Source organism: Streptomyces sp. NPDC046759, assembly GCF_040645475.1.
In the GTDB taxonomy this organism is placed as follows: domain Bacteria; phylum Actinomycetota; class Actinomycetes; order Streptomycetales; family Streptomycetaceae; genus Streptomyces.
This window is the reverse complement of record NZ_JBEYYJ010000005.1, coordinates 182,407-205,262: the sequence shown is the minus strand read 5'-3', so window position 1 is coordinate 205,262 and position 22,856 is coordinate 182,407. Positions and strand designations below refer to the sequence as shown.

19 protein-coding genes are annotated in these 22,856 nt (G+C 71.4%); 13 read left to right on the top strand and 6 right to left on the bottom strand.

Going from position 1 to position 22,856, the window contains the following annotated elements; genetic code table 11:
• The first annotated feature begins 238 nt into the window (after positions 1-238).
• Entirely contained in the window at positions 239-1,126 is an 888-nt protein-coding gene (locus ABZ919_RS09245; RefSeq protein WP_361244513.1) for an SGNH/GDSL hydrolase family protein, read from the top strand.
• A gap of 26 nt (positions 1,127-1,152) precedes the next feature.
• Entirely contained in the window at positions 1,153-2,124 is a 972-nt protein-coding gene (locus tag ABZ919_RS09240; RefSeq protein WP_361244511.1) for an aldose epimerase family protein, read from the top strand.
• On the opposite strand, the gene ABZ919_RS09235 is transcribed toward ABZ919_RS09240, so the two are convergent.
• Together ABZ919_RS09235 and ABZ919_RS09230 are read right to left on the bottom strand one after the other, a co-directional pair.
• Complete coding sequence (locus tag ABZ919_RS09235) at positions 2,121-3,053, bottom strand: hypothetical protein (protein WP_361244508.1); 933 nt, start codon at positions 3,051-3,053, stop codon at positions 2,121-2,123. The two genes, ABZ919_RS09240 and ABZ919_RS09235, sit on opposite strands and share 4 nt — an antisense overlap.
• Before the next feature lie 133 nt (positions 3,054-3,186).
• A complete protein-coding gene (locus tag ABZ919_RS09230; RefSeq protein ID WP_361244505.1) occupies positions 3,187-5,628 on the bottom strand; it encodes a glycoside hydrolase family 3 C-terminal domain-containing protein in 2,442 nt (813 codons plus the stop codon).
• Between the two features lie 106 nt (positions 5,629-5,734).
• On the opposite strand from ABZ919_RS09230, the gene ABZ919_RS09225 reads away from it, so the two are divergent.
• Entirely contained in the window at positions 5,735-6,316 is a 582-nt protein-coding gene (locus ABZ919_RS09225; protein ID WP_361244503.1) for a TetR/AcrR family transcriptional regulator, read from the top strand.
• A gap of 269 nt (positions 6,317-6,585) precedes the next feature.
• Here ABZ919_RS09225 and ABZ919_RS09220 read toward each other — a convergent pair whose 3' ends face one another.
• Positions 6,586-7,398 carry an EI24 domain-containing protein gene (locus ABZ919_RS09220; RefSeq protein ID WP_361244500.1) on the bottom strand — a complete coding sequence of 271 codons (813 nt, stop codon included), beginning with the start codon at positions 7,396-7,398 and terminating at the stop codon, positions 6,586-6,588.
• A gap of 43 nt (positions 7,399-7,441) precedes the next feature.
• Positions 7,442-7,879, bottom strand: a complete 438-nt coding sequence (locus ABZ919_RS09215; protein ID WP_361244497.1) for a MarR family transcriptional regulator — start codon at positions 7,877-7,879, stop codon at positions 7,442-7,444.
• A gap of 89 nt (positions 7,880-7,968) precedes the next feature.
• Here ABZ919_RS09215 and ABZ919_RS09210 point away from each other — a divergent pair, with 89 nt between their 5' ends.
• Together ABZ919_RS09210 and ABZ919_RS09205 are read left to right on the top strand one after the other, a co-directional pair.
• A complete protein-coding gene (locus ABZ919_RS09210) occupies positions 7,969-9,003 on the top strand; it encodes an NADP-dependent oxidoreductase (RefSeq protein ID WP_361244494.1) in 1,035 nt (344 codons plus the stop codon).
• Between the two features lie 97 nt (positions 9,004-9,100).
• On the top strand, positions 9,101-9,520 hold the full coding sequence (locus tag ABZ919_RS09205; RefSeq protein ID WP_361244492.1) for an organic hydroperoxide resistance protein: 420 nt from the start codon (positions 9,101-9,103) through the stop codon (positions 9,518-9,520).
• A gap of 166 nt (positions 9,521-9,686) precedes the next feature.
• Here the strand turns inward: ABZ919_RS09205 and ABZ919_RS09200 are convergent, their stop codons facing one another.
• Both ABZ919_RS09200 and ABZ919_RS09195 read right to left on the bottom strand, forming a co-directional pair.
• On the bottom strand, positions 9,687-10,838 hold the full coding sequence (locus ABZ919_RS09200) for a serine hydrolase domain-containing protein (RefSeq protein WP_361244489.1): 1,152 nt from the start codon (positions 10,836-10,838) through the stop codon (positions 9,687-9,689).
• Between the two features lie 335 nt (positions 10,839-11,173).
• Positions 11,174-12,037, bottom strand: coding sequence for a hypothetical protein (locus ABZ919_RS09195; protein ID WP_361244486.1), 864 nt, complete (start codon positions 12,035-12,037; stop codon positions 11,174-11,176).
• A gap of 344 nt (positions 12,038-12,381) precedes the next feature.
• On the opposite strand from ABZ919_RS09195, the gene ABZ919_RS09190 reads away from it, so the two are divergent.
• The 8 genes from ABZ919_RS09190 to ABZ919_RS09155 all read left to right on the top strand — a co-directional run bounded on the left by ABZ919_RS09190 (position 12,382) and on the right by ABZ919_RS09155 (position 22,802).
• A complete protein-coding gene (locus tag ABZ919_RS09190; RefSeq protein WP_361244484.1) occupies positions 12,382-13,539 on the top strand; it encodes a mandelate racemase/muconate lactonizing enzyme family protein in 1,158 nt (385 codons plus the stop codon).
• On the top strand, positions 13,536-14,540 hold the full coding sequence (locus ABZ919_RS09185; RefSeq protein ID WP_361244481.1) for an alcohol dehydrogenase catalytic domain-containing protein: 1,005 nt from the start codon (positions 13,536-13,538) through the stop codon (positions 14,538-14,540). Before ABZ919_RS09190 ends, ABZ919_RS09185 begins: the two co-directional genes overlap by 4 nt.
• Before the next feature lie 144 nt (positions 14,541-14,684).
• Positions 14,685-15,656 carry a hypothetical protein gene (locus ABZ919_RS09180; RefSeq protein WP_361244478.1) on the top strand — a complete coding sequence of 324 codons (972 nt, stop codon included), beginning with the start codon at positions 14,685-14,687 and terminating at the stop codon, positions 15,654-15,656.
• Between the two features lie 68 nt (positions 15,657-15,724).
• Positions 15,725-16,834, top strand: coding sequence for a multiple monosaccharide ABC transporter substrate-binding protein (chvE, locus tag ABZ919_RS09175; protein WP_361244475.1), 1,110 nt, complete (start codon positions 15,725-15,727; stop codon positions 16,832-16,834).
• A 43-nt stretch (positions 16,835-16,877) separates the two neighbouring features.
• Complete coding sequence (gene mmsA / locus ABZ919_RS09170; protein WP_361244473.1) at positions 16,878-18,428, top strand: multiple monosaccharide ABC transporter ATP-binding protein; 1,551 nt, start codon at positions 16,878-16,880, stop codon at positions 18,426-18,428.
• Complete coding sequence (mmsB, locus tag ABZ919_RS09165) at positions 18,425-19,669, top strand: multiple monosaccharide ABC transporter permease (RefSeq protein ID WP_361244470.1); 1,245 nt, start codon at positions 18,425-18,427, stop codon at positions 19,667-19,669. Before mmsA ends, mmsB begins: the two co-directional genes overlap by 4 nt.
• Before the next feature lie 56 nt (positions 19,670-19,725).
• Entirely contained in the window at positions 19,726-20,895 is a 1,170-nt protein-coding gene (locus ABZ919_RS09160) for an aldose epimerase family protein (protein ID WP_361244467.1), read from the top strand.
• Between the two features lie 134 nt (positions 20,896-21,029).
• On the top strand, positions 21,030-22,802 hold the full coding sequence (locus ABZ919_RS09155) for a histidinol-phosphate transaminase (RefSeq protein ID WP_361244464.1): 1,773 nt from the start codon (positions 21,030-21,032) through the stop codon (positions 22,800-22,802).
• Positions 22,803-22,856 lie beyond the last annotated feature (54 nt).

Here is a 22,856-nt window from a genome sequence, read left to right as displayed (position 1 = left end):
TTGCGGACTGGCTGGCGGCAGTGGCACGACGGCCGCGTTGATGGCGAGGCTACCCTGCGGCGGCGCAAGGAGTGTGACGTACCGTCGGTCCCGGTGCCAGGAAACCCTCCCCATTCACCCAGGGGGACGCTTGTACGGGGGTGCGCCGTTCCAAGGCGCCGGGTCGGGAACCCTCGCACGTTGTTATGGGAGGAAGCACCGGAACCATCGGATTCGACGACGAGGGGATCACCAGGGGATGCGGAAGCGAAGCAGCCGTGGCCGAGCCGCTCTCGCCTTCCTGGCGGCCGCCGTGCTGGGCGTCGCCGGATGCGACGCCGGGGGCGGGAACGCGCCCGCACCGGGTGGCACCAGGGCGCGTACGACCGTGCCGGAGTGGAACCGCAGCCCCGCCTCGATCGCCGCGGTCGGCGACTCCATCACCCGCGGTTTCGACGCGTGCACGGTGCTGTCGGACTGTCCCGAGGTGTCCTGGGCGACGGGCAGCGACGCGCAGGTGGACAGCCTGGCGGTGCGGCTGCTGGGGACGGCGGGCGCGGCGGAGCGCAGCTGGAACTACGCGGTGACCGGCGCCCGCATGGCGGATCTGCCGGAGCAGATGTCCCAGGCGGCGGCGCGCGACCCGCAGCTGGTGACGGTGATGGTGGGCGCGAACGACGCCTGCAGGTCCTCGGCGCGGGCGATGACCTCGGTGGCCGGCTTCCGGGCGGACTTCGAGGAGGCACTGAGCACCCTGCGCGCGGCGTCGCCGAAGGCGCAGGTGTACGTGGCGAGCGTGCCGAACCTGAAGCGGCTGTGGTCCGAGGGGCGGACCAATCCGCTGGGCAAGGAGGTGTGGAAGCTCGGCATCTGCCCGTCGATGCTGTCCGACGCGGACGATCTGACCGGCGCGGCCATGCTGCGCCGGGACCGGGTGCAGCAGCGGGTGGTGGAGTACAACAAGGTGCTGAAGGAGGTCTGCGCCAAGGACCGCCGCTGCCGCTTCGACGGCGACGCGGTCTACGACTACCGCTTCGACACCGGCCAGCTCAGCCACTGGGACTGGTTCCATCCCAGCAAGGACGGCCAGGCGCGGCTCGCGGCGATCGCGTACCGGACGATCACGGCGCCCCATCCGGTTGCCTAGGGCCCTGGTCACTTACTGTTTTCCATATGAGCGAACCTTTCGGCACACTGCGCGACGGCACCGGGGTCCACCGCTGGACGCTGGATCGTGCCGGGACCCGGGTGGAGGTCCTGACCTACGGCGGGATCGTGCGGTCGGTCCAGGTGCCGGACCGGGAGGGCCGCACGGCGAGCGTGGTCCTGGGCTTCGCCGGCCTGGACGGCTACCTCGCCCATCCGGAGCCGTACCTCGGCGCCCTGGTCGGCCGGTACGCGAACCGGATCGCCCGCGCCCGCTTCCCGCTGGACGGCTCCGTCTACGCCCTGGAGCCGAACGACGGCCCCCACTCCCTGCACGGCGGCGCGCACGGCTTCGACAAGCGGGTCTGGGACGCCGAACCCGTGGCCCACGGGGTGCGGCTGAGCCGGGTGAGCCCGCACGGCGAGGAGGGCTTTCCGGGCCGGCTGGAGGTGTCGGCGACATACACGCTGGATGCCGGCGGAGCGTTGCGGATCGCCTACGAGGCCGTCACGGACGCGCCGACCGTGGTCAACCTCACCAACCACAGCTACTTCAACCTGGCCGGCTCGGGGCATGCGGGCGGCCACGAACTGCGGCTGGCGGCCTCCCGTTTCACCCCGGTCGACGCCGGCCTGATCCCGACGGGCGACCTGCAGGACGTGGCCGGCTCCCGGTTCGACTTCCGCAGCCCCCGCAAGGTCGGTTCGGGCTACGACCACAACTTCGTCCTGGACAAGGGCGTGACCGCCGCCCCGGAGGAGGTCGCCGAACTGCACGACCCGGCCTCCGGCCGCACCCTGACCGTGTCGACGACCGAGCCGGGCCTCCAGCTCTACACCGCCGACCACCTCGGCGAACCCTTCGCCCCGGGCGACGGCGTCGCCCTGGAGACCCAGCACTTCCCGGACTCGCCGAACCGGCCTGAGTTCCCGGGCACGGTGCTGCGGCCGGGCGAGGTCTTCCGCTCGGAGACGGTGTACGGGTTCGGTGTGCGCTAGGCGGTCTCGCCCCGCATCCGCCGGGCAGCCTTGCCCAGCAGGGACATCGCGCCCCAGCAGACGAGCAGGGTGGCGGCGCCGGCGACGGTCGGTCCGACGGCGTGGCCCTTGATGCCCTCCCCCGTCACCGTCGTCGCCAGCACGAAGATGATCGAGTACAGGCTCCGGCCGACCTTCGCGCCGGCCGGGATCACCTGGAGCAGCTGCGGGACGGTGGTCGCGGCGGCCAGTGCCATGCCGAAGGGCAGGGCGGCGCCGAGCATCAGGGCTCCGAAGCCGAAGGAGTTGCCGTAGGCGCCCCAGCCGGCGCCCTTGCAGAGCAGATAGCCGGTCGCGCCGAGGGAGAGCAGGACCAGCAGTCCGTTGAGATAGGCGGCCTGCGTGGCGGCCTTGCGGGCGCCGGGCAGATGCGCGGCCGGGGAGCGCCAGGCGTCCGCCGTGACGAGCCGCAGCTGCCGCTTGAGGGCCTGCATCTGCAGCAGCGAGACGACACCGAAGGCGAGCAGGGCCAGCCCGGCGAGCGCCGCGGCGAATCCGAGGGGCTGCCGCGTGATGCCGTAGTGCACACCGCCGAAGGTGACCGGGATGCCGAGCACCATGCCGTAGGCCATGGGCTTGGACTTCGCCTGGATCTTCAGGACCAGATCGCGCTGGGCCGGGGTGAGGCCGGGGTCCAGCCGCATGCGGCCCTCGCCGAGGTGCTGGACCGGCGGTTGCGGGTACGCCTGTCGGGGCGGGTACGGCTGCTGGGGCGGGTACGCCTGTGGGGGCGGGCACGGCTGCTGCGGGTACGGCTGCTGGGGCCGGTACGGCTGCTGCGGCGGATACGGCTGCTGCCCGTACGGTGCCGCGGGCGGCTGCTGTGGGCCGTAGGGGCCCGGCTGCTGCTGCCCGTACGGTCCTGGGTGTGGCTGCCGGCCTGGATTCACGATGTCTCTCCCCCGTGCCCGGTGTCGTCCGGTGGTCGCGGGCCGGGAGTCTGCCACACGCCCCCGGGGGCGACGAGCCCCGGCCCAGGGGTCAGGTCCCGGACCGGGGCTGCTCGTGGGGACTTGTCCCGGATCAGACGTTAATCGGCGCGGCGAGCCGGCGGTCCGCGATCGAGCGTCCGGCGGCGATCTCGTACGAACCCTTCACAAACGCCCACGCGTTCGCCTTCTCGTCCCAGATCTCGAAGGCGCGCCGCGGCAGGACCACGGTGACCTCTACGCTCTCGCCGGGGCCTGCCTCGGCTGCGGCGAAGCCGGCCAGCTGCCGCGCCGGGCGCCCGGGGTCGGGCTCGGCCGGGGAGAGGTAGAGCTGGACGACCTCGCGGCCGGGCCGCTCGCCGGTGTTGCGCACGCGGACGCGCACGGTGGTGCCGTCGACGTCCAGGGACTCGTACGCCCAGTCGGTGTAGCCGAGGCCGTGGCCGAACGGGTACGACGGAGTGCGGCCGGCCCTTTCCCAGGCGCGATAGCCGATGAACACGCCCTCGGTGTAGTGCAGTTCGCCGTCGGTGGGGGTCACCCGGGTCACCGGGGCGTCGGCGAGGGAGCCCCAGGTGGTGGGGAGCCGGCCACCGGGCTCGTGGGCACCGGTGAGGACGTCGGCGAGGGCGGCACCGCCCTCCTGGCCGGGGAACCAGCCGAGCAGGACGGCGGCCGCCTCCTCGCGCCAGGGAAGCTCCACCGGGGAACCGGAGTTGACGACCACCACCGTGTTCGGGTTGACGGCGGCGACCGCGCGGACCAGGTCGTCCTGACGGCCGGGCAGCGCGAGGTCCCTGCGGTCGAAGCCCTCGGACTCCACGCGGTCGGTGGTGGCCACCATGACGACGGCCGTGTCGGCGTGCCGCGCCGCCTCGACGGCCTCGGCGATCAGCTCGTCGGCAGCGCGCTGCGGCTCGCGGTGCGCGAGCGCGAAGGTGACGGCCTTCATGGGGATGTCGTCGGGGAGCCGGACGACGTGGATGAGGGAGACCTCGACCGTTTCGCCGGCGGTGAGTTCGGCCCGGGCGCGGGGTACGGGGGCGCCGAAGAAGGCTTCGAAGGGGTCGTCCTCCTCCGGGCGCTGGACGTCGTCGTAGTACGTGGTGCCGTCGACGGTGAGGGTGAAGAGGCCCATGCCCTTGACGCCGAAGGTGTGGGGGCCGGTCGCGCGCGGGGTGAAGGTGCCGGTCAGCTCCACGGTGTGCAGGGTGTCGTGGGTGACCCCGTCCGGGAGGTCCGAACCCATCCACTGGATCAGTCCGCTGGGTGCGCTGCGGGTGCCGATCACGTTTCCGCCGGTGTCGCGGCAGACGGCCCTGAGGCGGAACCCCTGTCCGGCCACCGCGAGTTCGGTGGCCGGGTCGGCGCCGACGGCGTAGCTGAGGGTGCCCTCGGGGAGGGCGGCGGTGAGGCCGTCGAGCGGGGAGACGACCCGGGCCGGGAAGACGGTGGCGGAACCGCCGCCGAGGACGCGGGCGTCGCGGGCGGGGGCGCCGATCAGGGCCACCGTGGCGCCGGGTCGCAGCGGGAGGGCGGCGTTCTCGTTGCGGACCAGGACGAAGGACCGGCGGGCGATCTCGCGGGCCAGGGCCTCGCCGTCGACCGGGGCGGGCGGTTCGGGTACGACGGGTTCGGCGCCCTGGAGGGCACCGACGCGGGCGGCGAGCCGCAGCACCCGGCGCACGGCCGCGTCGACGGTGGCCTCGGCGACCTCGCCGTCCCGGACGGCCTGCGCGAGGGCGTCGCCGTACACGGTCCGCGGCCCGGGCATGGCCACGTCCAGACCGCCGTCGATGGCGCCGACCGTGTCCCGGGCGGCCGTCCAGTCGGAGACGTTGAAGCCGTCGAAGCCCCATTCACCGCGCAGGACCTCGTTGACGAGGTGGTGGTGCTCGGTCAGGGTCGTGCCGTTGACCGTGTTGTAGGCGGTCATGACGCCCCAGGGGCGGGCGTTCTCGACGATCGCCTCGAAGGGGGCCAGGTACACCTCGCGCAGGGCGCGTTCGGAAACCAGGTTGTTCACGGTGAAGCGGTCGGTCTCGGCGTCGTTGGCGACGAAGTGCTTGACGGTGGTGCCGACGCCGCCGGACTGGACGCCAATGACGTATCCGCTGCCGATCACGCCCGTCAGGTACGGGTCCTCGCTGTAGGCCTCGAAGTGCCGGCCGCCGAGCGGTGAACGGTGCAGGTTCACGGTCGGCGCGAGGAGCACGTGGACGCCCTTGCGGCGGGCCTCCTGGGCGAGCAGGACGCCTGCGCGGCGGGCGAGTTCGGGGTCCCAGGCGGCGGCGAGCGCGGTCGGCGAGGGCAGGGCGACGGAGGGGTCGTCGGCACTCCAGCGCACGCCCCGGACGCCGATCGGGCCGTCGGACATCACCAGGGGCTTCAGGCCGATCTCCGGCAGCGCGGGCAGGGTCCACATGTCCTGGCCCGCCAGCAGCCGCGCCTTGGCGTCGAGACCGAGCTTGCCGAGAGCGGCCTCGACGACCGCCTCGCGCGCCGTGCCGGCCGGGGTGGGCTGGGATCCCGCCATCGGGTGCCTCCTCGTGTGGACGTCCCTGCAGCGTGCCTCCATCGTGCGCGGACCACCTGTAGAACGGTAGGTTGCGTTACCTTGTCGTTATTTTTGGTGGACGTGCATGCCGTACCGTGACGTCATGAACGCCAGGGTCAGGAGCGAGGAGCGGCGCGCGGAGATCGTCGGGGCGGCGCTGGAGGTGATCGCCGAGCGCGGGTACCGGGGGGCCAGCCTCGCCGCGGTCGCCGAGCGCGTCGGCCTCACCCAGCAGGGGCTGCTGCACCACTTCCCCACCAAGGACGCCCTGCTGGTGGCCGTGCTCCAGGAGCGGGACCGGTGGGACGCGGTGCCGGACACGCGGTGGCGGGTGGACCTGCTGACCTCGCTGGTCGAGTACAACGCGATGCGGCCGGCGATCATCCAGACCTTCTCGGCGCTGCTCGGGGAGAGCGTGACGGAGGGGCATCCGGCGCGGGGGTACTTCACCGAGCGGTACGCACGGGTGCGGGAGTCCATGGCCGGGGTGCTGCGGGCCGAGTACGGCGACCGGCTGCCGAACGGCCTCACCCCCGAACGCACCGCTCCCCTGCTGGTGGCCGTGATGGACGGGCTGCAGTACCAGTGGCTGCTGGACCCGGACTCGGTGGACATGCCGGGGGCGTTCCGGGACTTCCTGCGGCTGCTGGGAGAGCCGGTGGACTGAGAGCGGTGCTTCGGGTCCGGGCCCGAGCGGGGCACCGGGCCGCGGCGCTCAACGCGAGGGCGCCGGCGCCAGGCCGGCGCCGAGGCCTGCCGGGACCGAGCCGATGAGCTCGTCGAGGATCTTCCGGCCGCGCGGCATCAGGGACCGCGTCCGCGTCTGCGAGAAGAACGTGGAACGTTGGTGAGGGAGCCGGTGCGCAGCACGGGGAACGAGGCCGGCTCGCGGCGGTCGTCGGGGGTCCGTGACGACGGCGACGGCGAGGATCCGGGTCACCGGGCGGCGTCCTCGGAGTCGGGCTCCCCGTGGGGAGCGCCGGGAGCGGGGACGTCGTCGCCGCTCTCCTCACCCAGCAGGTCGCGGGCGAGCAGCGTGGCGCCCGCGACCGCGCCCGGCATGAGGAACACCGCGACGAGCGGGACCAGGAAGGCCAGGCCGAGAGGCGCGCCGAAGCCCCAGACCAGGGTCTTGCGGGAGCGGAGCAGGGCGAGCCGGGCGCGCAGTTCGACGCCCCGGCGCTGGAGGGCCACGGCGGTCAGTTCCTCGGTGAGGAAGAAACCGGTGACGAGGAAGCCGAGCACGGGGACGACGGTCTGTCCGACGAAGGGCAGCAGACCGAGGGCGAAGAGCAGGACGCCCCACACCGCGGCCCGTACCAGGATGCGCAGGCTGTCGCGGGCCGAGATCCACAGTTCGCGCCAGAGCGGCAGGTCCGACCGCGGGGCGGTGCCGTCGGGCGAGGCGTCGGCGTCGACCTTCTCCGACAGGTTCTCGTAGAAGGGCTGCCCGACGAGGAGGGTGACGGCCGTGAAGGTGAGGACCGCCAGCAGCAGACCGAGGGCGAACAGGACGGCCGTGAGGAAGCCGCGGAACAGGCCCTGCCAGGGGCTGGACCAGTGGTCCGCGAAGGGCGTCGCCCAGCCGACCACGTCCTCGCCCCACACGGCGAGCGCGATCAGTGCCGCCGTGTAGAGCACCAGGGTGATCAGGCCGGGCAGCAGCCCGAAGCCGTACTGCCGGCCGTGCCGGGTCATCCAGCGCTGACCGGCCAGCAGATGACCGAATCCCGCCCCAAGATCGCGCATGGCGGGAACTTTACCCACTCCCGTCCGGGCGGCGGGCGGCTCCTCAGCCGTCCAGCATGCGGCGCAGCAGATCGCGCAGCGAGCCGCGCTCCTCCGCCGACAGGCCGGCGAGCGGTTCGCGGGCGAAGTGGAGGCCTTCGCGCAGGTCACGGGCGACGCCCAGGCCCGCGTCGGTGGCGGCGGCCACCTTCACCCGGCGGTCGTCGGGGTCGGGGCGGCGCTCGACCAGTCCCCGGGACTCCAGGCGGTCCACTATGCCGGTGACGTTCGACGGCTCGCACTTCAGCTTGTGCGCCAGCTTCCGCATCGGCAGCGGCTCCACCGAGAGCAGGCTGAGCAGCCGGGCCTGCGGTCCGGTCAGCGCGTGCTCGCCCGCCGCTTCCTCGTAGTCCGCGTAGAAGCGGGCCACGACGTCCCCGATGAGTTCGACGACCTCCATCGTGAGGGCGTCGGGGCGGTGGGGCTTCGGTGGTGTGGCCATGCACCCCAGGATACCCGCTTACTTGACATCCTGAAATATTGAAGCGCATGGTTGTTTCAGGTTCTGAAGTATCCAGGAAAGGCGCTGTCATGATCAACCGCGAGTGGCACCTGCTCAGCCGTCCGGTCGGCTGGCCGAAGCCCGAGGACTTCGCCCTCGTCGAGACCCCGGTCCCGGCAGCCGGCGAGGGCCAGGTGCTCCTACGGAACAAGTTCCTCTCGGTGGACCCGTACATGCGCGGCCGGATGAGTGCCGCGAAGTCGTACGCCGCCCCGTTCGAGCTGGGCAAGGTCATGCAGGGCGGTGCGGTCGGCGAGGTCGTCGAGTCCCACGCCGAGGGCATCTCCGCCGGCGACCACGTCCTGCACTTCTTCGGCTGGCGCGAGTACGCGGTCGTGGACGCGAAGAACGCCGTCAAGGTCGGACCCGCCCTCGCCCCGGCCGTCAAGGTCGACGACGAGGCCCACGAGGTGCCGCTGTCGGCCTACCTGGGCGTCCTCGGCATGACCGGCCTGACCGCCTACGCCGGGCTGCTGCGCACCGCCTCCTTCAAGGAGGGCGACATCGTCTTCGTCTCCGGCGCCGCGGGTGCCGTGGGCAGCGAGGTCGGCCAGCTCGCCAAGCTCCTGGGCGCCTCCCGGGTCATCGGCTCGGCCGGATCCGACGAGAAGGTCAAGCTGCTGGTCGAGGAGTACGGCTTCGACGCCGCCTTCAACTACAAGAACGGCCCCGTGGACGAGCAGCTGCGCCAGGCCGCGCCCGACGGCATCGACGTCTACTTCGACAACGTCGGCGGTGACCACCTCGAGGCCGCCATCGGCTCGCTCCGCCAGGGCGGCCGTGTCGCCGTCTGCGGCATGATCTCGGTCTACAACAACACCGAGCCCGCCCCCGGCCCGAGGAACCTCGCCCGGCTGATCCAGACCCGGGCCCGCATCGAGGGCTTCCTGGTCGGCGACCACTACGACCTGCAGCCGGAGTTCGTGCAGAAGGTCGGGCCGTGGGTCGCCTCGGGCGAGCTGAAGTACCGCGAGACCGTCGTCGAGGGCGTCGAGAACACCCTGGAGGCGTTCCTCGGGGTGCTGCGCGGCGACAACATCGGCAAGATGATCGTCAAGCTCTGAGGCCTGGCCCAAGCTTTCCGGCATGCGGTAACTTCTTTCCGAATCCGCCGTCGATCGTGGGCGCGAGTCGCGGCGGACCGAGGAGGAAGACAACCGCATGCCCATCACGCAGTCCGACGTCCTGTACACCGCCGTCGCCACCGCGGAGAACGGCCGCGACGGCCGCGTCGCCACCGATGACGGCCGGCTCGACGTCGTCGTCAACCCGCCCAAGGAGATGGGCGGCAGCGGCGCCGGGACCAACCCGGAGCAGCTGTTCGCCGCGGGATACTCCGCTTGCTTCCAGGGGGCGCTGGGCGTGGTCGCCCGGGCCGAGGGTGCCGATGTCTCCGGGTCCACCGTCACCGCGAAGGTCGGGATCGGCAAGAACGACGACGGTTTCGGGATCATCGTGGAGATCTCGGCGAGCATTCCCGGCGTTTCCGCCGAGGTGGGCCGGAACCTGGTCGAAAAGGCTCACCAGGTGTGCCCGTACTCGAAGGCGACCCGGGGCGACATCACCGTGACGCTGGTGTGACGACCGTCGTTGCGCAGTGCGGAGACCGCACCCTTGGACGTGGGGTGCGGTCTTCTTTTCGGCAAAGGGCGTGTGCCGGCTGCGAGGCGATCTTGGCTGCGGGTCCGTCGTGGCCGCCCGCGCCCACGCGGCGGAGCCGCACATCGCTACGGCCCCCCGGCTCGACTCACCTCGGCAACGCCGCCTTGTGGAGCGCTCTCACCAACCGGTCGTTCTCCGGTGCCGCTCCACCCGGAAAGGTCATCCGCCGGCGGGTGTAGCCGTAGGCGAGGCCGCTGCGCGGGTCGGCGAAGGCCTGGGAGCCGCCGACGCCGCTGTGGCCGAAGGTGCCGGCGCCCAGCACCGGGTGCCACATGTCCGCGGTGGCCTGGAAGCCCAGGCCGTACGACTTGTGGGCGCGGGCCACAAGGTCATAGCCGACGGAGTGGATCTGGCCCACCTCGGCGATCGTGTCCGGCTTCAGCAGCGGTGGCCGGTCGTCCAGCTCGCTGATCGCCGCCGCGTACATCTTCGCGAGTCCCCGCGCGGAGGCGACGCCGCCCGCCGACGCGGGTCCCTTGGCCCGCACGCGGCGGGAGTTGGCGTACTCGTCCGGGGTGCCCGGCTCCGGGACGTGGGTGTTGAAGGCGATGGAGGCCAGCGTGTGCGGTCCGGTCGGCTGGGCCGCGAGCATGACCTGCTGCTCGGGCGTCGGGAGCATCGGCTGCACCGGGCGGAAGCGGGTCTCCTCGGACTCGGGCAGCCCCAGGAAGAAGTCCGTGCCGTACGGGGCCCGCACCCGCTCCTCGTAGACCTCCTGGAGCGTACGGCCGGTGGCCCGGCGGACCACCTCGCCGGTGAGCGCGCCGATCACCAGCGCGTGGTAGCCGAAGGCCGTCCCCGGTCGCCAGAACGGCTTCTGGTCGGCGAGCCGCTCGGCCATCGCCCGGTCGTCGGCGATCTCCTCCGCGGAGAACCCGGCGTCGATCCCGACCAGTCCGGCCCGGTGCGCCAGCAGGTCCCGCAGGGTCACTCCGCCCTTGCCCTCGGCGCCGAACTCGGGCCAGTAGTAGGTCACCTTTCGGTCCAGCTCCAGCGTGCCGTCCTGGACCAGGAGCGCGACCACCAGGTGGGCGGCGCCCTTGGTGGACGAGAACACGCCGTACAGCGAGTCCGCCTCCGCGCCCGCCCACAGGTCGACGACCTGCCGCCCGTGCACGTACGCGCACAACTGGCCCTCGTAGTCGTCCCGTTCCGCGGCGACGAAGGCGGCGAACTCCTCACGCACCGCCTCGAAGCCCTCGGCGACCGCGCCGTGGACGGTGATCTGCTGCGTCATCCGCTCTCCTCAAGTGAGCCGCTGCTCGCTGCTCCCCCTCAGCACAACGCCCGTTCCCGCTGCGGGCGTTCCCGAGACCGGTACGGCGCAATGCACCCGTTCGACTCAACCACCGCAAGCGCCCATGGGTGTCACGGCTGCCCCGGACGGCGTACGGCGCGGGGTGGCGCGCCGGTGCGGGCCGGGGTGGCGCGCCGGTGCGGGGCGGCGGCTCAGTCACGCCACCCCGGCACACGTGTGCGGGGACTCGGCCCGGCCCGACCGCTTCGACCGCCTCCGGCGCGTCAGCGCCACCGCGCACGGCGGACGGGACGGGACGGGGGCGTGTGGCGGGGTCAGGTGCACCACCAGAGGAAACGTTTGCAGGTATGGGTGGGTGAGGGTGTGGGGGACGGATGCGAGGCCGTCGGGGCGCTGGACGGGGTGGAGGCCGGCCGGGTGGTGGCGGGAGGCGCCGGGGCGGCGGTGGCGCCGGAGCCCGCGGCGGCGGTCTGCTGCGCCGTGCCGGTGTCCTTGGCGCCGGGGGACTTGGAGGCCTTGTCCTTGGGGGACTCGGAGGCGGAGGCGGAGGCCGAGGCGCCCGGGGAGGCGGAGGCGGTCGCGCCCCGGGCCGCGCCGGAGGCGTCGGCGGCCGGGTCGGCCGTGGCGCCGCGCGAGGCGGAGGACGTGCCGCCGTCGGCCGCGGTGTCCCCGGCCGCGTCCGGCTGTCCGCTGGCGAAGGGCGAGAAGGGCGCGTCCGTGCCGAGTTCGGCGAGGCTGAGGCCGCCCGCGGCCAGCACGAAGCCCGCGGTGATCAGCACCGTACGCCGGCGCCGGCGGCGGTGCGCGGCGGCCTTGCGGTCACGCCGGCTCGTGTCGGCGCCGGCGGGACCCACGGTGGCGGTGCCGCGCGCCCCGCGCCGGGCGGACCGGCCACCCCGCTCGGGATCGGCGCCCCCGGCCTCGGCCTCGGCCCCGGATTCCGGCTCCCCGTGCGGCTCCGGGGCCTCCGTCTCCGCCGGCTCGTACTGGCGCGGGACGCCGTACCCCTGGGACTCGTGCCCCTGACCGGCGTCGTACCCGTGCGAGCCGTACGGCGAAGTGCCGTAGGCCTGGGAGTCGTAGGCCGGCGGCGCGTACTCCTCGGGCGCGCCGTGCGCCTGGGCGGGCACGCGCGCGTCGTAGGTCTCGGCAGGGGGATGACGGTCGCCGGCGGGCACGTGCCCGCCGTGACCCGGTGTTCCACCCGTGCCCGCGCGTGCGTACGCGACCGTCGCCCCGGCGGCGGGGCGTGCCGGTGTTCCGCACCCGGGACAGGCCAGGGCGCCGTTGAGGTGCCGTTGGCACGGGTGGCAGTAGTCCATGACGCCGGAAGACTAGATTCCCCGCCGGTCCCGTTCCTAGGCACCCCTGTGAAGGTTTCGTAGAAAACGAAACAATTCTCGAAAGGCTTGCCGAAACCGTTACCTGTGCGCCCCATTGACACCCCCACCACCCCATCCTTACTGTCACGCCAGCATTTCGAACGTGTGACGAAATATCGAACAGCTGAGGGGCAACTGCCGTGCGCATCACCGGAATCAGCACCCACGTGGTCGGCACGCCGTGGCGCAATCTGACCTACGTCCAGGTGCACACGGACGAGGGGGTCACGGGCGTCGGCGAGACCCGGATGCTCGGTCACACCGACGCGCTGATCGGCTATCTGCGGGAGGCCCAGGCCAATCACATTCTCGGCTCGGACCCGTTCGCGGTCGAGGATCTGGTACGCCGGATGAAGTACGGCGACTACGGCCGTGCGGGCGAGATCGTCATGTCCGGCATCGCCGTCGTCGAGATGGCCTGCTGGGACATCAAGGGCAAGGCGCTGGGCGTACCGGTGTGGCAGCTGCTCGGCGGCAAGGTGACGGACAGGGTCAAGGCGTACGCCAACGGGTGGTACACGACCGAGCGAACCCCGGAGGCCTACCACAAGGCCGCCCAGGGGGTCATCGAGCGCGGCTACCAGGCGCTGAAGATCGATCCGTTCGGCACCGGGCACTTCGAACTGGACCACCAGGAGACCCTGTACGCCGTCTCCCTCATCGAGGCCGTGCGGGACGCGATCGGTCCGGACGCCGAGCTGATGCTGGAGATGCACGGCCGCTTCTCCCCCGCCACCGCCGTCCGGCTGGCCAGGGAGATGGCGCCCTTCGAGCCGGCCTGGCTGGAGGAGCCGGTGCCGCCGGAGAACCTGAAGGCGCTGGAGAAGGTCGCGGCCAAGGTCGACGTCCCGGTCGCCACGGGCGAGCGGATCCACGACCGGATCGAGTTCCGCGAGCTGCTCGACAGCCAGGCCGTCGACATCGTCCAGCCCGACGTCGGCCACATCGGCGGCATCTGGGAGACCAGGAAGCTCGCCGCCACCGCCGAGACGCACTACATGCTGGTCGCGCCGCACAACGTCGGCGGATCCGTGCTCACCGCCGCCTCCCTCCAGGTCGGCTTCACCTCACCGAACTTCAAGATCCTCGAACATTTCAATGACTTCGCGGACGCGGAGATCAAGAAGGTGGTCAAGGGCGCGCCGCAGGTCGTCGACGGCTACTTCCACCTCTCCGACGCCCCCGGACTCGGCGTCGAGCTGGACGTCGACGCGGCCGCCGAGTTCCCGCAGCAGCAGGCCCGGTTCGACCTGTGGGCCGAAGGCTGGGAGCAGCGCAGGCCGAAGGGGACCGAGTGAGCACCGCCGTCGTCGTCGAGGCCCCGGGCCGGTACCGGCTGGCGGAGCACACGCCTCGCGAGCCCGGCCCCGGCGAGGTGCTGGTGGCCGTGCACGCGGTGGGCATCTGCGGCAGCGACCGCGAGGTGTACCAGGGCAACCGGCCCGAGGGGTACGTCCGTTATCCGCTCACGCCCGGTCACGAGTGGTCCGGGACGGTCTCACAGGTGGGCGCCGGAGTGCCGGAAGGACTCGTCGGCCGCAAGGTCGTGGGCGAGGGCTTCCGCAACTGCCAGGTCTGCGAGCGCTGTCATGCGGGCGAGACCACGTTGTGCACCGACGGCTACGAGGAGACCGGCTTCACCCGGCCGGGCGCGATGGCCGCCACGCTGACCCTGCCGGCCCGGCTGCTGCACGTGCTCCCGGACGACGCCGATCTCACCGCCGCCGCCCTGCTGGAGCCGGCCGCCTGCGTCGCCGCGGCGGCGCTGAAGGCGGGCGCCCGGCCGGGAGAGCGGGTCGCGGTGGTCGGCACCGGGACGCTCGGGATGTTCGCCGTGCAGTTCCTGAGGGCGGTCTCACCGGCCGAACTGCTCGTCGTCGGGACCGGGAACGACCGGGAGGCGCTGTCGCGGCGGTTCGGGGCGACCGGCTTCCGGCTCGAGGACCAGGGGCTGCCGGACGACTTCGACGTCGTGATCGAGACGGCGGGATCGGCTTCCGCCGCGCGCACCGCCGCCTCGCTGCTCCGGCGCGGCGGACGGCTGGTCCTGACCGGGATCCCGGGGCCGGGCGCGGACGGGCTCGACCCGACCGATCTCGTCGTACGGCAGCTGGAGGTGCAGACCGTCTTCGGGGCCCCACCGGACGCCTGGGCGCACACCGTGCGGGTGTTCGGCACCGGGCTGCTCGACCCGCTGCCGCTGGTCACGCACCAGCTGCCGCTGACCGGGTTCCCGCAGGCCATCGAGCTGGTCGGGGCGGGCGATCCGAAGGTGGGGAAGGTGCTGCTGCGCCCCTGAAGGCGTACGCCGGTCGGGGCGTGACCTGACGGCGCCCCGACCGGCGTACCACCACGGCCGCTCTTTTTTCGGCGGCACCGCCCAGGCCGTTTTCCGCTCCGAGGCGCGAACTACGTCCGATATATCGAACACAAAGGACAGCTTGTGACGACCGACGCTTCCGCTACGGCGGTCCGCCGACCCGGCGAGCAGGCGCTCGCCGCTCTCGGTCTGGGCGCACCCGCCCTCGACCCCGCCGACGCCTCAGCCCACAGCTTCCCGGGCGGCGGCCGCTGGCGCACCGAGATCCCCTCGTGCGAGGGTCCCGAAGCGCTGGCGGTCGTGCTGAAGGAGGCCGCGCGCCTCGATGTGCCGATCCACCGGATCAGCCAGGGCAGCGGCGTGTGGATGCTGACCGACGCCGAGATCACCGAGATGGTCGAGTCCACCGCCGAACGCGACATCGAACTCTGCCTGTTCACCGGCCCGCGCGGCACCTGGGACATCGGCGGCTCGGTGCGCTCCGACTCGCGCGGGGCCGGGCTGCGCGCACGGGGCCACGACGCCGTCGCGGGCTGCGTCGAAGACGCCGTACGGGCGGCCGAGTTGGGTGTCAAGTGCCTGCTGGTCGCCGACGAGGGCGTGCTCTGGACGCTGCACCGGGCGCGGGAGAGCGGCATCCTGCCGGCCGACACCACGCTCAAGGTCTCGGCGCTCATCGGCCCCGTCAACCCGGCCGCGTACGCCGTCTTCGAGCGGCTCGGCGCCGACTCCGTCAACGTGCCCAGCGACCTGACGCTGCATCACCTCACCGAGATCCGCCGGGTCTCCCGCGCCCCGATGGACATGTACATCGAGGCACCCGACGACCTGGGGGGCTATGTGCGGATGTACGAGGTCGCCGAGCTGATCCGGCGCGGCGCACCGCTCTATCTGAAGTTCGGCCTGTCCAGGGCACCCGGCATCTACCCGTGGGGCACCCATCTGCGGGACGTGACCCTGGACACCGCCCGGGAGCGGGTGCGGCGCGGCCGGCTCGCCCTGGACCTGCTCGCCCGGCACGGCGCGGACGGCGACATGGCGCCGCTCGGCTCGCGGCTGCCCGGGACGCTCCACCGCTTCCCCGGCGACGCATGACCACTCAACGGCTCCTCAACGACCTCTCAACGACCCCTCAACGCCGAGACGACCAAGGAATGATCACCATGCGCAACCGCAGAGCCGCACTCGCCGCGATATCCGCGACCGCCTCGCTCGCCCTCACCCTGACCGCGTGCGGGCAGAGCGGCTCGGGCGGCAGCAAGGAGAAGACGGGCGACGTCAAGGGCGCCACGATCGGCATCGCGATGCCGACGAAGTCCTCCGAGCGGTGGATCAACGACGGCAACGACATGGTCAAGAACCTCAAGGCCAAGGGCTACAAGACCAAGCTGGTCTACGGCGAGGACGACCCGAGCACCCAGGTCTCGCAGATCGAGAACATGATCACGCAGGGCGTCAAGGGCCTGATCATCGCGGCCATCGACAACAAGTCCCTGAACAACGTGCTCCAGGAGGCCGCCCAGGCCCACATCCCGGTCATCGCCTACGACCGGCTCATCCTCGGCACCAAGAACGTCGACTACTACGCCTCGTTCGACAACGAGAAGGTCGGCACCCTCCAGGGCACCTACATCGTGCACAAGCTCGGCCTGGACGGCGGCAAGAAGGGCCCGTTCAACATCGAGCTGTTCGCCGGCTCCAACGACGACAACAACACCCAGTACTTCTTCGACGGCGCCATGAAGGTGCTCCAGCCGTACATCGACAAGAAGGAACTGGTCGTCAAGTCCGGGCAGACCAAGCTCAGCCAGGTCACCACCCTGCGCTGGGACGGCACCACCGCGCAGAAGCGCATGGAGGACATCCTCACCTCCTCCTACAAGAGCGGCAAGGTCGACGCGGTGCTCTCGCCCTACGACGGCATCTCCATCGGCATCATCTCCGCGCTGAAGTCGGACGGCTACGGCTCGGGCAGCAACCCCTTGCCGGTCATCACCGGGCAGGACGCCGAGCTGGCCTCGGTGAAGTCGATCATCGCGGGCCAGCAGTCCCAGACCGTCTTCAAGGACAGCCGCAAGGAGACCGCGGTCGCGGTGACCATGGTCGACGACGTCCTGCACGACAAGAAGCCCCAGGTCAACGACACCAAGACCTACACCAACGGCGCCAAGGTCGTGCCCTCCTACCTGCTCCAGCCGGTGAGCGTGGACAAGACCAACTACGAGGACGTCCTGGTCAAGGGCGGCTACTACACCGAGTCCCAGCTCAAGTAAGCCCGCCCCCCTGCCCGACCCACACTGATTGGAAGGCACGACCATGGCGGGACCCGTCCTGGAAATGCGCTCGATCGTCAAGACCTTTCCCGGTGTCAAGGCGCTGTCGGACGTCACCCTGACCGTCCGGCAGGGCGAGGTCCACGCCATCTGCGGGGAGAACGGCGCCGGCAAGTCGACCCTGATGAAGGTCCTCTCCGGCGTCCATCCGCACGGCAGCTACGAGGGCGAGATCCTCTTCGAGGGGGAGACCTGCCGGTTCAAGGACATCCGGGCGAGCGAGCAGCACGGCATCGTCATCATCCACCAGGAGCTGGCGCTGGTGCCGTACCTCTCCGTCGCGGAGAACATCTTCCTCGGCAACGAGCACGCCAGGCGCGGGTTCATCGACTGGCGCGAGACCCTGCGCCACGCCACCGAACTGCTGCGCCGGGTCGGCCTCGACGAGCATCCGGAGACCCGCGTCGCCGACATCGGCGTGGGCAAGCAGCAGCTCGTGGAGATCGCCAAGGCGTTGTCGAAGGAGGTGAAGCTGCTCATCCTCGACGAGCCGACGGCGGCGCTGAACGACGAGGACAGCGGCAAACTCCTCGACCTGATCCTGGAGCTGAAGAACCAGGGCATCACCTCGATCATCATCTCCCACAAACTGGGCGAGATCCGCCGGGTCGCCGACTCGGTGACGATCATCCGCGACGGGCGGTCCGTCGAGACGCTCGACGTGAAGGCCGAGCAGACGACCGAGGACCGGATCATCAGCGGCATGGTGGGCCGCGACCTCGACCACCGCTTCCCCGAGCGCACCCCGCACGAGCCGCAGGAGGGCGCGGCCCCCGCGCTGGAGATCCGCAACTGGACCGTCCACCACCCCATCGACCAGCAGCGCAAGGTGGTGGACGACGTGTCGATCAGCGTCCGCCGGGGCGAGATCGTCGGCATCGCGGGCCTGATGGGCGCCGGCCGCACCGAACTCGCGATGAGCGTCTTCGGGCGCACCTACGGCCGGTACGCGGGCGGCACGGTCCTCAAGGACGGCGTGGAGATCCGTACGAAGTCCGTCGCGGAGGCGGTGGAGCACGGCATCGCGTACGTCACCGAGGACCGCAAGCACTACGGCCTCAACCTCATCGACACCATCAACCGGAACATCTCGCTGACCGCGCTGCGGAAGGTCGCCAAGCGGGGCGTGGTGGACGAGCAGGCCGAGCGGCAGGTCTCCGAGGGCTTCCGCACGTCGATGAACATCAAGGCGCCGACGGTGTTCGAGCCGGTGGGCAAGCTGTCCGGCGGCAACCAGCAGAAGGTCGTCCTCAGCAAGTGGATCTTCGCGGGTCCGGACGTGCTGATCCTGGACGAGCCCACGCGCGGCATCGACGTGGGCGCCAAGTACGAGATCTACACGGTCATCGACCGGCTGGCCGCCCAGGGCAAGGCGGTCGTCTTCATCTCCTCCGAGCTGCCCGAACTGCTCGGCATGTGCGACCGCATCTACACGATGGCCGCCGGGCGGCTGACCGGTGAGGTGCCACGCGCCGAGGCCACGCAGGAAGTGCTGATGCGCCAGATGACGAAGGACAAAGAGGTAACGCGATGAGCACGGACGTCACCGACAAGAGCCCGGCCGCCGCGCCGCCGGGCAAGGGCGGACCGGCCGCCGGCGAGGGTCTGTTGCGGCTGGTGCTCGGCGGCCTGCGCCGCAACATGCGCCAGTACGGCATGCTGATCGCGCTCGGTCTGATCGTCGTCCTCTTCCAGATCTGGACCGGCGGCGACCTGCTGCTGCCGCGCAACGTCTCCAACCTGGTGCTGCAGAACAGCTACATCCTGATCCTCGCGATCGGCATGATGCTGGTCATCATCGCCGGGCACATCGACCTGTCGGTCGGCTCGATCACCGCGTTCGTGGGTGCCTTCGCGGCCGTGCTGACGGTGCAGCACCATGTGGCGTGGCCCGTCGCGCTGGTGCTGTGCCTGCTGGTGGGCGCGGTGGCGGGCGCCGTGCAGGGCTTCCTCATCGCGTATTTCGGCATACCGTCGTTCATCGTCACCCTGGCGGGCATGCTGCTCTTCCGCGGCCTCACCGAGATCCTGCTCAAGGGGCAGACCCTCGGCCCGTTCCCGGACGGCCTGCAGAAGATCGGCAACGGCTTCCTGCCCGAGGTCGGCCCGAACACCAACTACCACAACCTCACCCTGCTCCTCGGCATCGTCCTGATCGCCGCCGTGGTGTGGCAGGAGGTGCGCGACCGGCGCCGCCAGCAGGAGTTCTCCCTGGACGTGGTGCCCGTCAAGCTGTTCCTGCTCAAGCTCGTCGCGCTGGTCGCCGCGATCTGCGCCCTCACGATGCTCCTCGCCAGCTACGACGGCGCGCCGATCGTGCTGATCATCCTCGGTGTCCTGGTGGGCGGCTACGGCTACGTCATGCGCAACTCGGTCTTCGGCCGCCACATCTACGCCATCGGCGGCAATCTGCCGGCGGCCAAGCTGTCCGGCGTGAAGGACAAGCGCATCACCTTCCAGGTGTTCCTGAACATGGGCGTGCTCGCGGCCCTGGCGGGTCTGGTGGTGGCCGCCCGCCTGAACGCGGCCTCGCCGAAGGCGGGCGACGGCTTCGAACTGGAGGCGATCGCCTCCTCGTTCATCGGCGGCGCCTCCATGAGCGGCGGTGTCGGCACCGTGCTCGGTGCCATCATCGGCGGTCTCGTCCTCGGCGTGCTGAACAACGGCATGAACCTCCTCAGCGTCGGCACCGACTGGCAGCAGGTCATCAAGGGCCTGGCCCTGTTGGCGGCGGTCGGCTTCGACGTGTGGAACAAGCGCAAGTCCGGTTCGTAAACCAGATCGGGCCCCGCCGCGAGGCGGGGCCCCTCCTCTTCCGGGAGCCGCATCCGATGGAACTGAACAGACGCACGGTCATCGCAGGAGCAGCCGCGGCGGGCATCGCCGCCACCACCCTCGGCACGGGCGCGGGCACGGCCCAGGCCGCGTCCGCTTCGCCAGGGGGCCGCAAGCCGGTGAAGGAGCTGTTCGGCACGCTCGCCGACGGCACCAGGGTCCACCGCTGGTCGCTGGAGAACGGTGGCACCCGCCTGAAGGTCCTCTCCTACGGCGGCATCATCCAGTCCCTGGAGATCCCCGACCGGCACGGCCGGTACGCCAACGTCTCCCTCGGCTACGACAACCTCGACGCCTACGTCAAGGGCACCACCTACTTCGGCGCCACCATCGGCCGCTACGGCAACCGCATCGCCAAGGGCCGGTTCACCCTGGACGGCGAGAACTACCAGCTGTCCGTCAACGACGGCGTGAACAGCCTGCACGGCGGCGCCAAGGGCTTCAACACCAAGGTGTGGGACATCGAGCCGTTCACCGCCGGCTCCGACGTCGGGCTGCATCTGCACTACACGAGCGTCGACGGCGAGATGGGCTACCCGGGCACGCTGAGGACGAAGGTCACCTTCACGCTGAACCGGCACGGCGACTGGCGGATCGACTACGAGGCCACCACCGACAGGCCGACCGTCGTCAACCTCACCAACCACACCTACTACAACCTCGCCGGTGAGGGCAGCGGCAGCATCTACGACCACGAACTCTGGCTGGCGGCCGGCCGGTTCACCCCCACGGACCCGGGCCTGATCCCCACCGGCGAGCTGGCGAAGGTGAAGGGCACCCCCTTCGACTTCACCCGTGCCAAGCCGATCGGCCGGGACATCCGCACCGGCCACCAGCAGCTGGTCACCGCCAAGGGCTACGACCACAACTTCGTGCTCGACAAAGGCGTCACCGCCAGGCCCGAGCACGTGGTGACCCTGCGCGACCCCGGCTCCGGCCGCAGCCTGAAGATCCTCACCGACCAGCCCGGTGTGCAGTTCTACTCGGGCAACTTCCTGGACGGCACCCTCGTCGGCCAGTCCGGCCACACCTACCGGCAGGGCGACGGTCTGGCCCTGGAGACCCAGCACTTCCCGGACTCGCCGAACGAGCCGTCGTTCCCCTCGACCGTGCTGCGGCCGGGGCAGACGTACCGGACGACGACGATCCACACGTTCGGCGTGTGAAGGCGACCGGTGAAGGCGACCGGCCGGGCGTGAACCGGCTCACACGAGCGGTGAGCTGAACGCCACTGCCGCCCCCTCCGTACTCAAGGGTGGCCCGTGCTCCCCCGCACGGGCCACCCGAAACGGAGGTCTCCTTGACCGGCAACGTCACCTCGCTGTTCCGCGGCAGCACCGCGCACAGCCCCTCGATGGCGGCGCTGACGCGAGAGGGCGGGGACGGCACCGGGCCGGTGGACTTCTGCATCCCGTGCAACCCGTACTTCCCGACCCCGGCCATGTTCGAGGAGCTGTCGGCCCGGCTCCGTGAGATCGTCACGTACTACCCGAGCGGCGCCGACACCATCACCGGCGAGCTGTGCTCGCTGCTCCAGCTCCCGCCGCAGTGCGTGGCCATGGGCAACGGCTCCACGGAGCTGATCACCTGGATCGACCACCTGCTGGTCCGCGAGTCGCTGGCGGTTCCCGTCCCGACCTTCGGCCGCTGGACCGACCAGCCGATGGAGACCGGCAAGCGGGTCGACATGTTCCCGCTCCAGGAGGCGAGCGGCTTCGCGCTGGACCTCGCCCAGTACGCCGAGTTCATCCGCAAGCGCGGCACCCGGGTGGCGGTGATCTGCAACCCCAACAACCCCGACGGCGGCTATCTGCGCAAGCAGTCGGTGGTGCAGTTCATGGACGCGATGGCCGACCTGGACCTGGTGATCGTCGACGAGTCCTTCCTGGAGTTCGCCGACGCCGAGTCCGAGCCGAGCGTCGTCCAGGAGGCCATGCTGCGCCCCAACGTGATCGTGCTGCGCAGCCTGGGCAAGAACTTCGGCCTGCACGGCGTGCGCTTCGGCTACCTCGTGGCGAACCCGGCCCTCGCGGGCAAGGTCCGCTCCATGCTCCCCAAGTGGAACCTCAACTCCTTCGCCGAGCACATGGTGTTCATGCTGAAGGAGCACGGCGCGGAGTATGCGCAGAGCCTGCAGCAGGTCCGCCGCGACCGCCTGGAGATGGCCAGCCACCTGTCGGCACTGCCCGGCCTGACGGTCTACCCCTCGCAGGGGAACTTCCTCTTCGTACGCCTTCCCGTGGGCGCCGAGGGCACGGTGGTCCGGGACCGGATGCTCACCGAGCACCGGATCCTGGTCCGCGAGTGCGGCAACAAGATCGGCTCCTCCAGCCGCTTCCTGAGACTCGTGGTGCGCCCCCAGGTCGACGTGCGTCGCCTGGTGTCCGGCCTGGAGCAGGTGCTCTACGGGTCCAGGAGGGGAGCCGCCGTACCCGAGCTGGGCACCGGGACCAGCTACAGCTCGGGTACGGCGGCGGTGGACCGGCTGGTGAACGAGACCAACGGAGGCGGCGTACCGGGTCTGGCCGCGCAGGCCCAGGCCATGGGTGCCGCTCCCGCCCCGGCCGCCGGCACCGGCATGCCGCTCCCCGCCGCCGTACAGCCCGGCGGGATGCCGATGTCGGCGGCGCCCCTGCCCGCCGCGCCGCAGCCGGCGCCCGTACCGCAGCCCGTGCCCGCCGCGCCGCAGCCGACACCCGTGCCGCAGCCCGTGCCTGCCGTGCCGCAGCCCGTGCCCGTGGCGCCTCAGCCGATGGCGGCTCCGGCCCAGCAGCCCATGGCGCCGGTGCCGCAGCCGACCCCACTGCCTGCGCCCACACCGGTACCTGTGCCCGCACCGGTACCCGCGCCGCTCCCTGCGCCCGCGCCGGTACCGGCCCCCACTCCGGTACCGGCGCCCGCGGCCGTCGTCGCGCCCACTCCGCCCGGGGTCCCGGCGCGCGGCGGTCTCACCGCGGCCCAGGTGCGGGGGATGACGGCGCCGCCCGCACCGGGGGCGGCCGCGGGGCTGACGCCGGCGCCGGCGACGGGGTGGCCGAATGCGCAGAGCTGGCCGAATGCCGCGGGGGCCTGAGGCCGCATCGCCGTGGGTGGTGCCGCGACCGGGGTCCGGCGGCTGCGGAGGCGT

Coding starts and splice junctions, on each gene's coding strand:
- ABZ919_RS09205 (WP_361244492.1), top strand. CDS start 9,101: ATGCCCATCACGCAGTCCGACGTCCTGTACACCGCCGTCGCCACCGCG.
- chvE (WP_361244475.1), top strand. CDS start 15,725: ATGCGCAACCGCAGAGCCGCACTCGCCGCGATATCCGCGACCGCCTCG.
- ABZ919_RS09245 (WP_361244513.1), top strand. CDS start 239: ATGCGGAAGCGAAGCAGCCGTGGCCGAGCCGCTCTCGCCTTCCTGGCG.
- ABZ919_RS09200 (WP_361244489.1), bottom strand. CDS start 10,838: ATGACGCAGCAGATCACCGTCCACGGCGCGGTCGCCGAGGGCTTCGAG.
- ABZ919_RS09225 (WP_361244503.1), top strand. CDS start 5,735: ATGCCGTACCGTGACGTCATGAACGCCAGGGTCAGGAGCGAGGAGCGG.
- ABZ919_RS09220 (WP_361244500.1), bottom strand. CDS start 7,398: ATGCGCGATCTTGGGGCGGGATTCGGTCATCTGCTGGCCGGTCAGCGC.
- ABZ919_RS09240 (WP_361244511.1), top strand. CDS start 1,153: ATGAGCGAACCTTTCGGCACACTGCGCGACGGCACCGGGGTCCACCGC.
- mmsB (WP_361244470.1), top strand. CDS start 18,425: ATGAGCACGGACGTCACCGACAAGAGCCCGGCCGCCGCGCCGCCGGGC.
- ABZ919_RS09230 (WP_361244505.1), bottom strand. CDS start 5,628: ATGGCGGGATCCCAGCCCACCCCGGCCGGCACGGCGCGCGAGGCGGTC.
- ABZ919_RS09160 (WP_361244467.1), top strand. CDS start 19,726: ATGGAACTGAACAGACGCACGGTCATCGCAGGAGCAGCCGCGGCGGGC.
- mmsA (WP_361244473.1), top strand. CDS start 16,878: ATGGCGGGACCCGTCCTGGAAATGCGCTCGATCGTCAAGACCTTTCCC.
- ABZ919_RS09210 (WP_361244494.1), top strand. CDS start 7,969: ATGATCAACCGCGAGTGGCACCTGCTCAGCCGTCCGGTCGGCTGGCCG.
- ABZ919_RS09215 (WP_361244497.1), bottom strand. CDS start 7,879: ATGGCCACACCACCGAAGCCCCACCGCCCCGACGCCCTCACGATGGAG.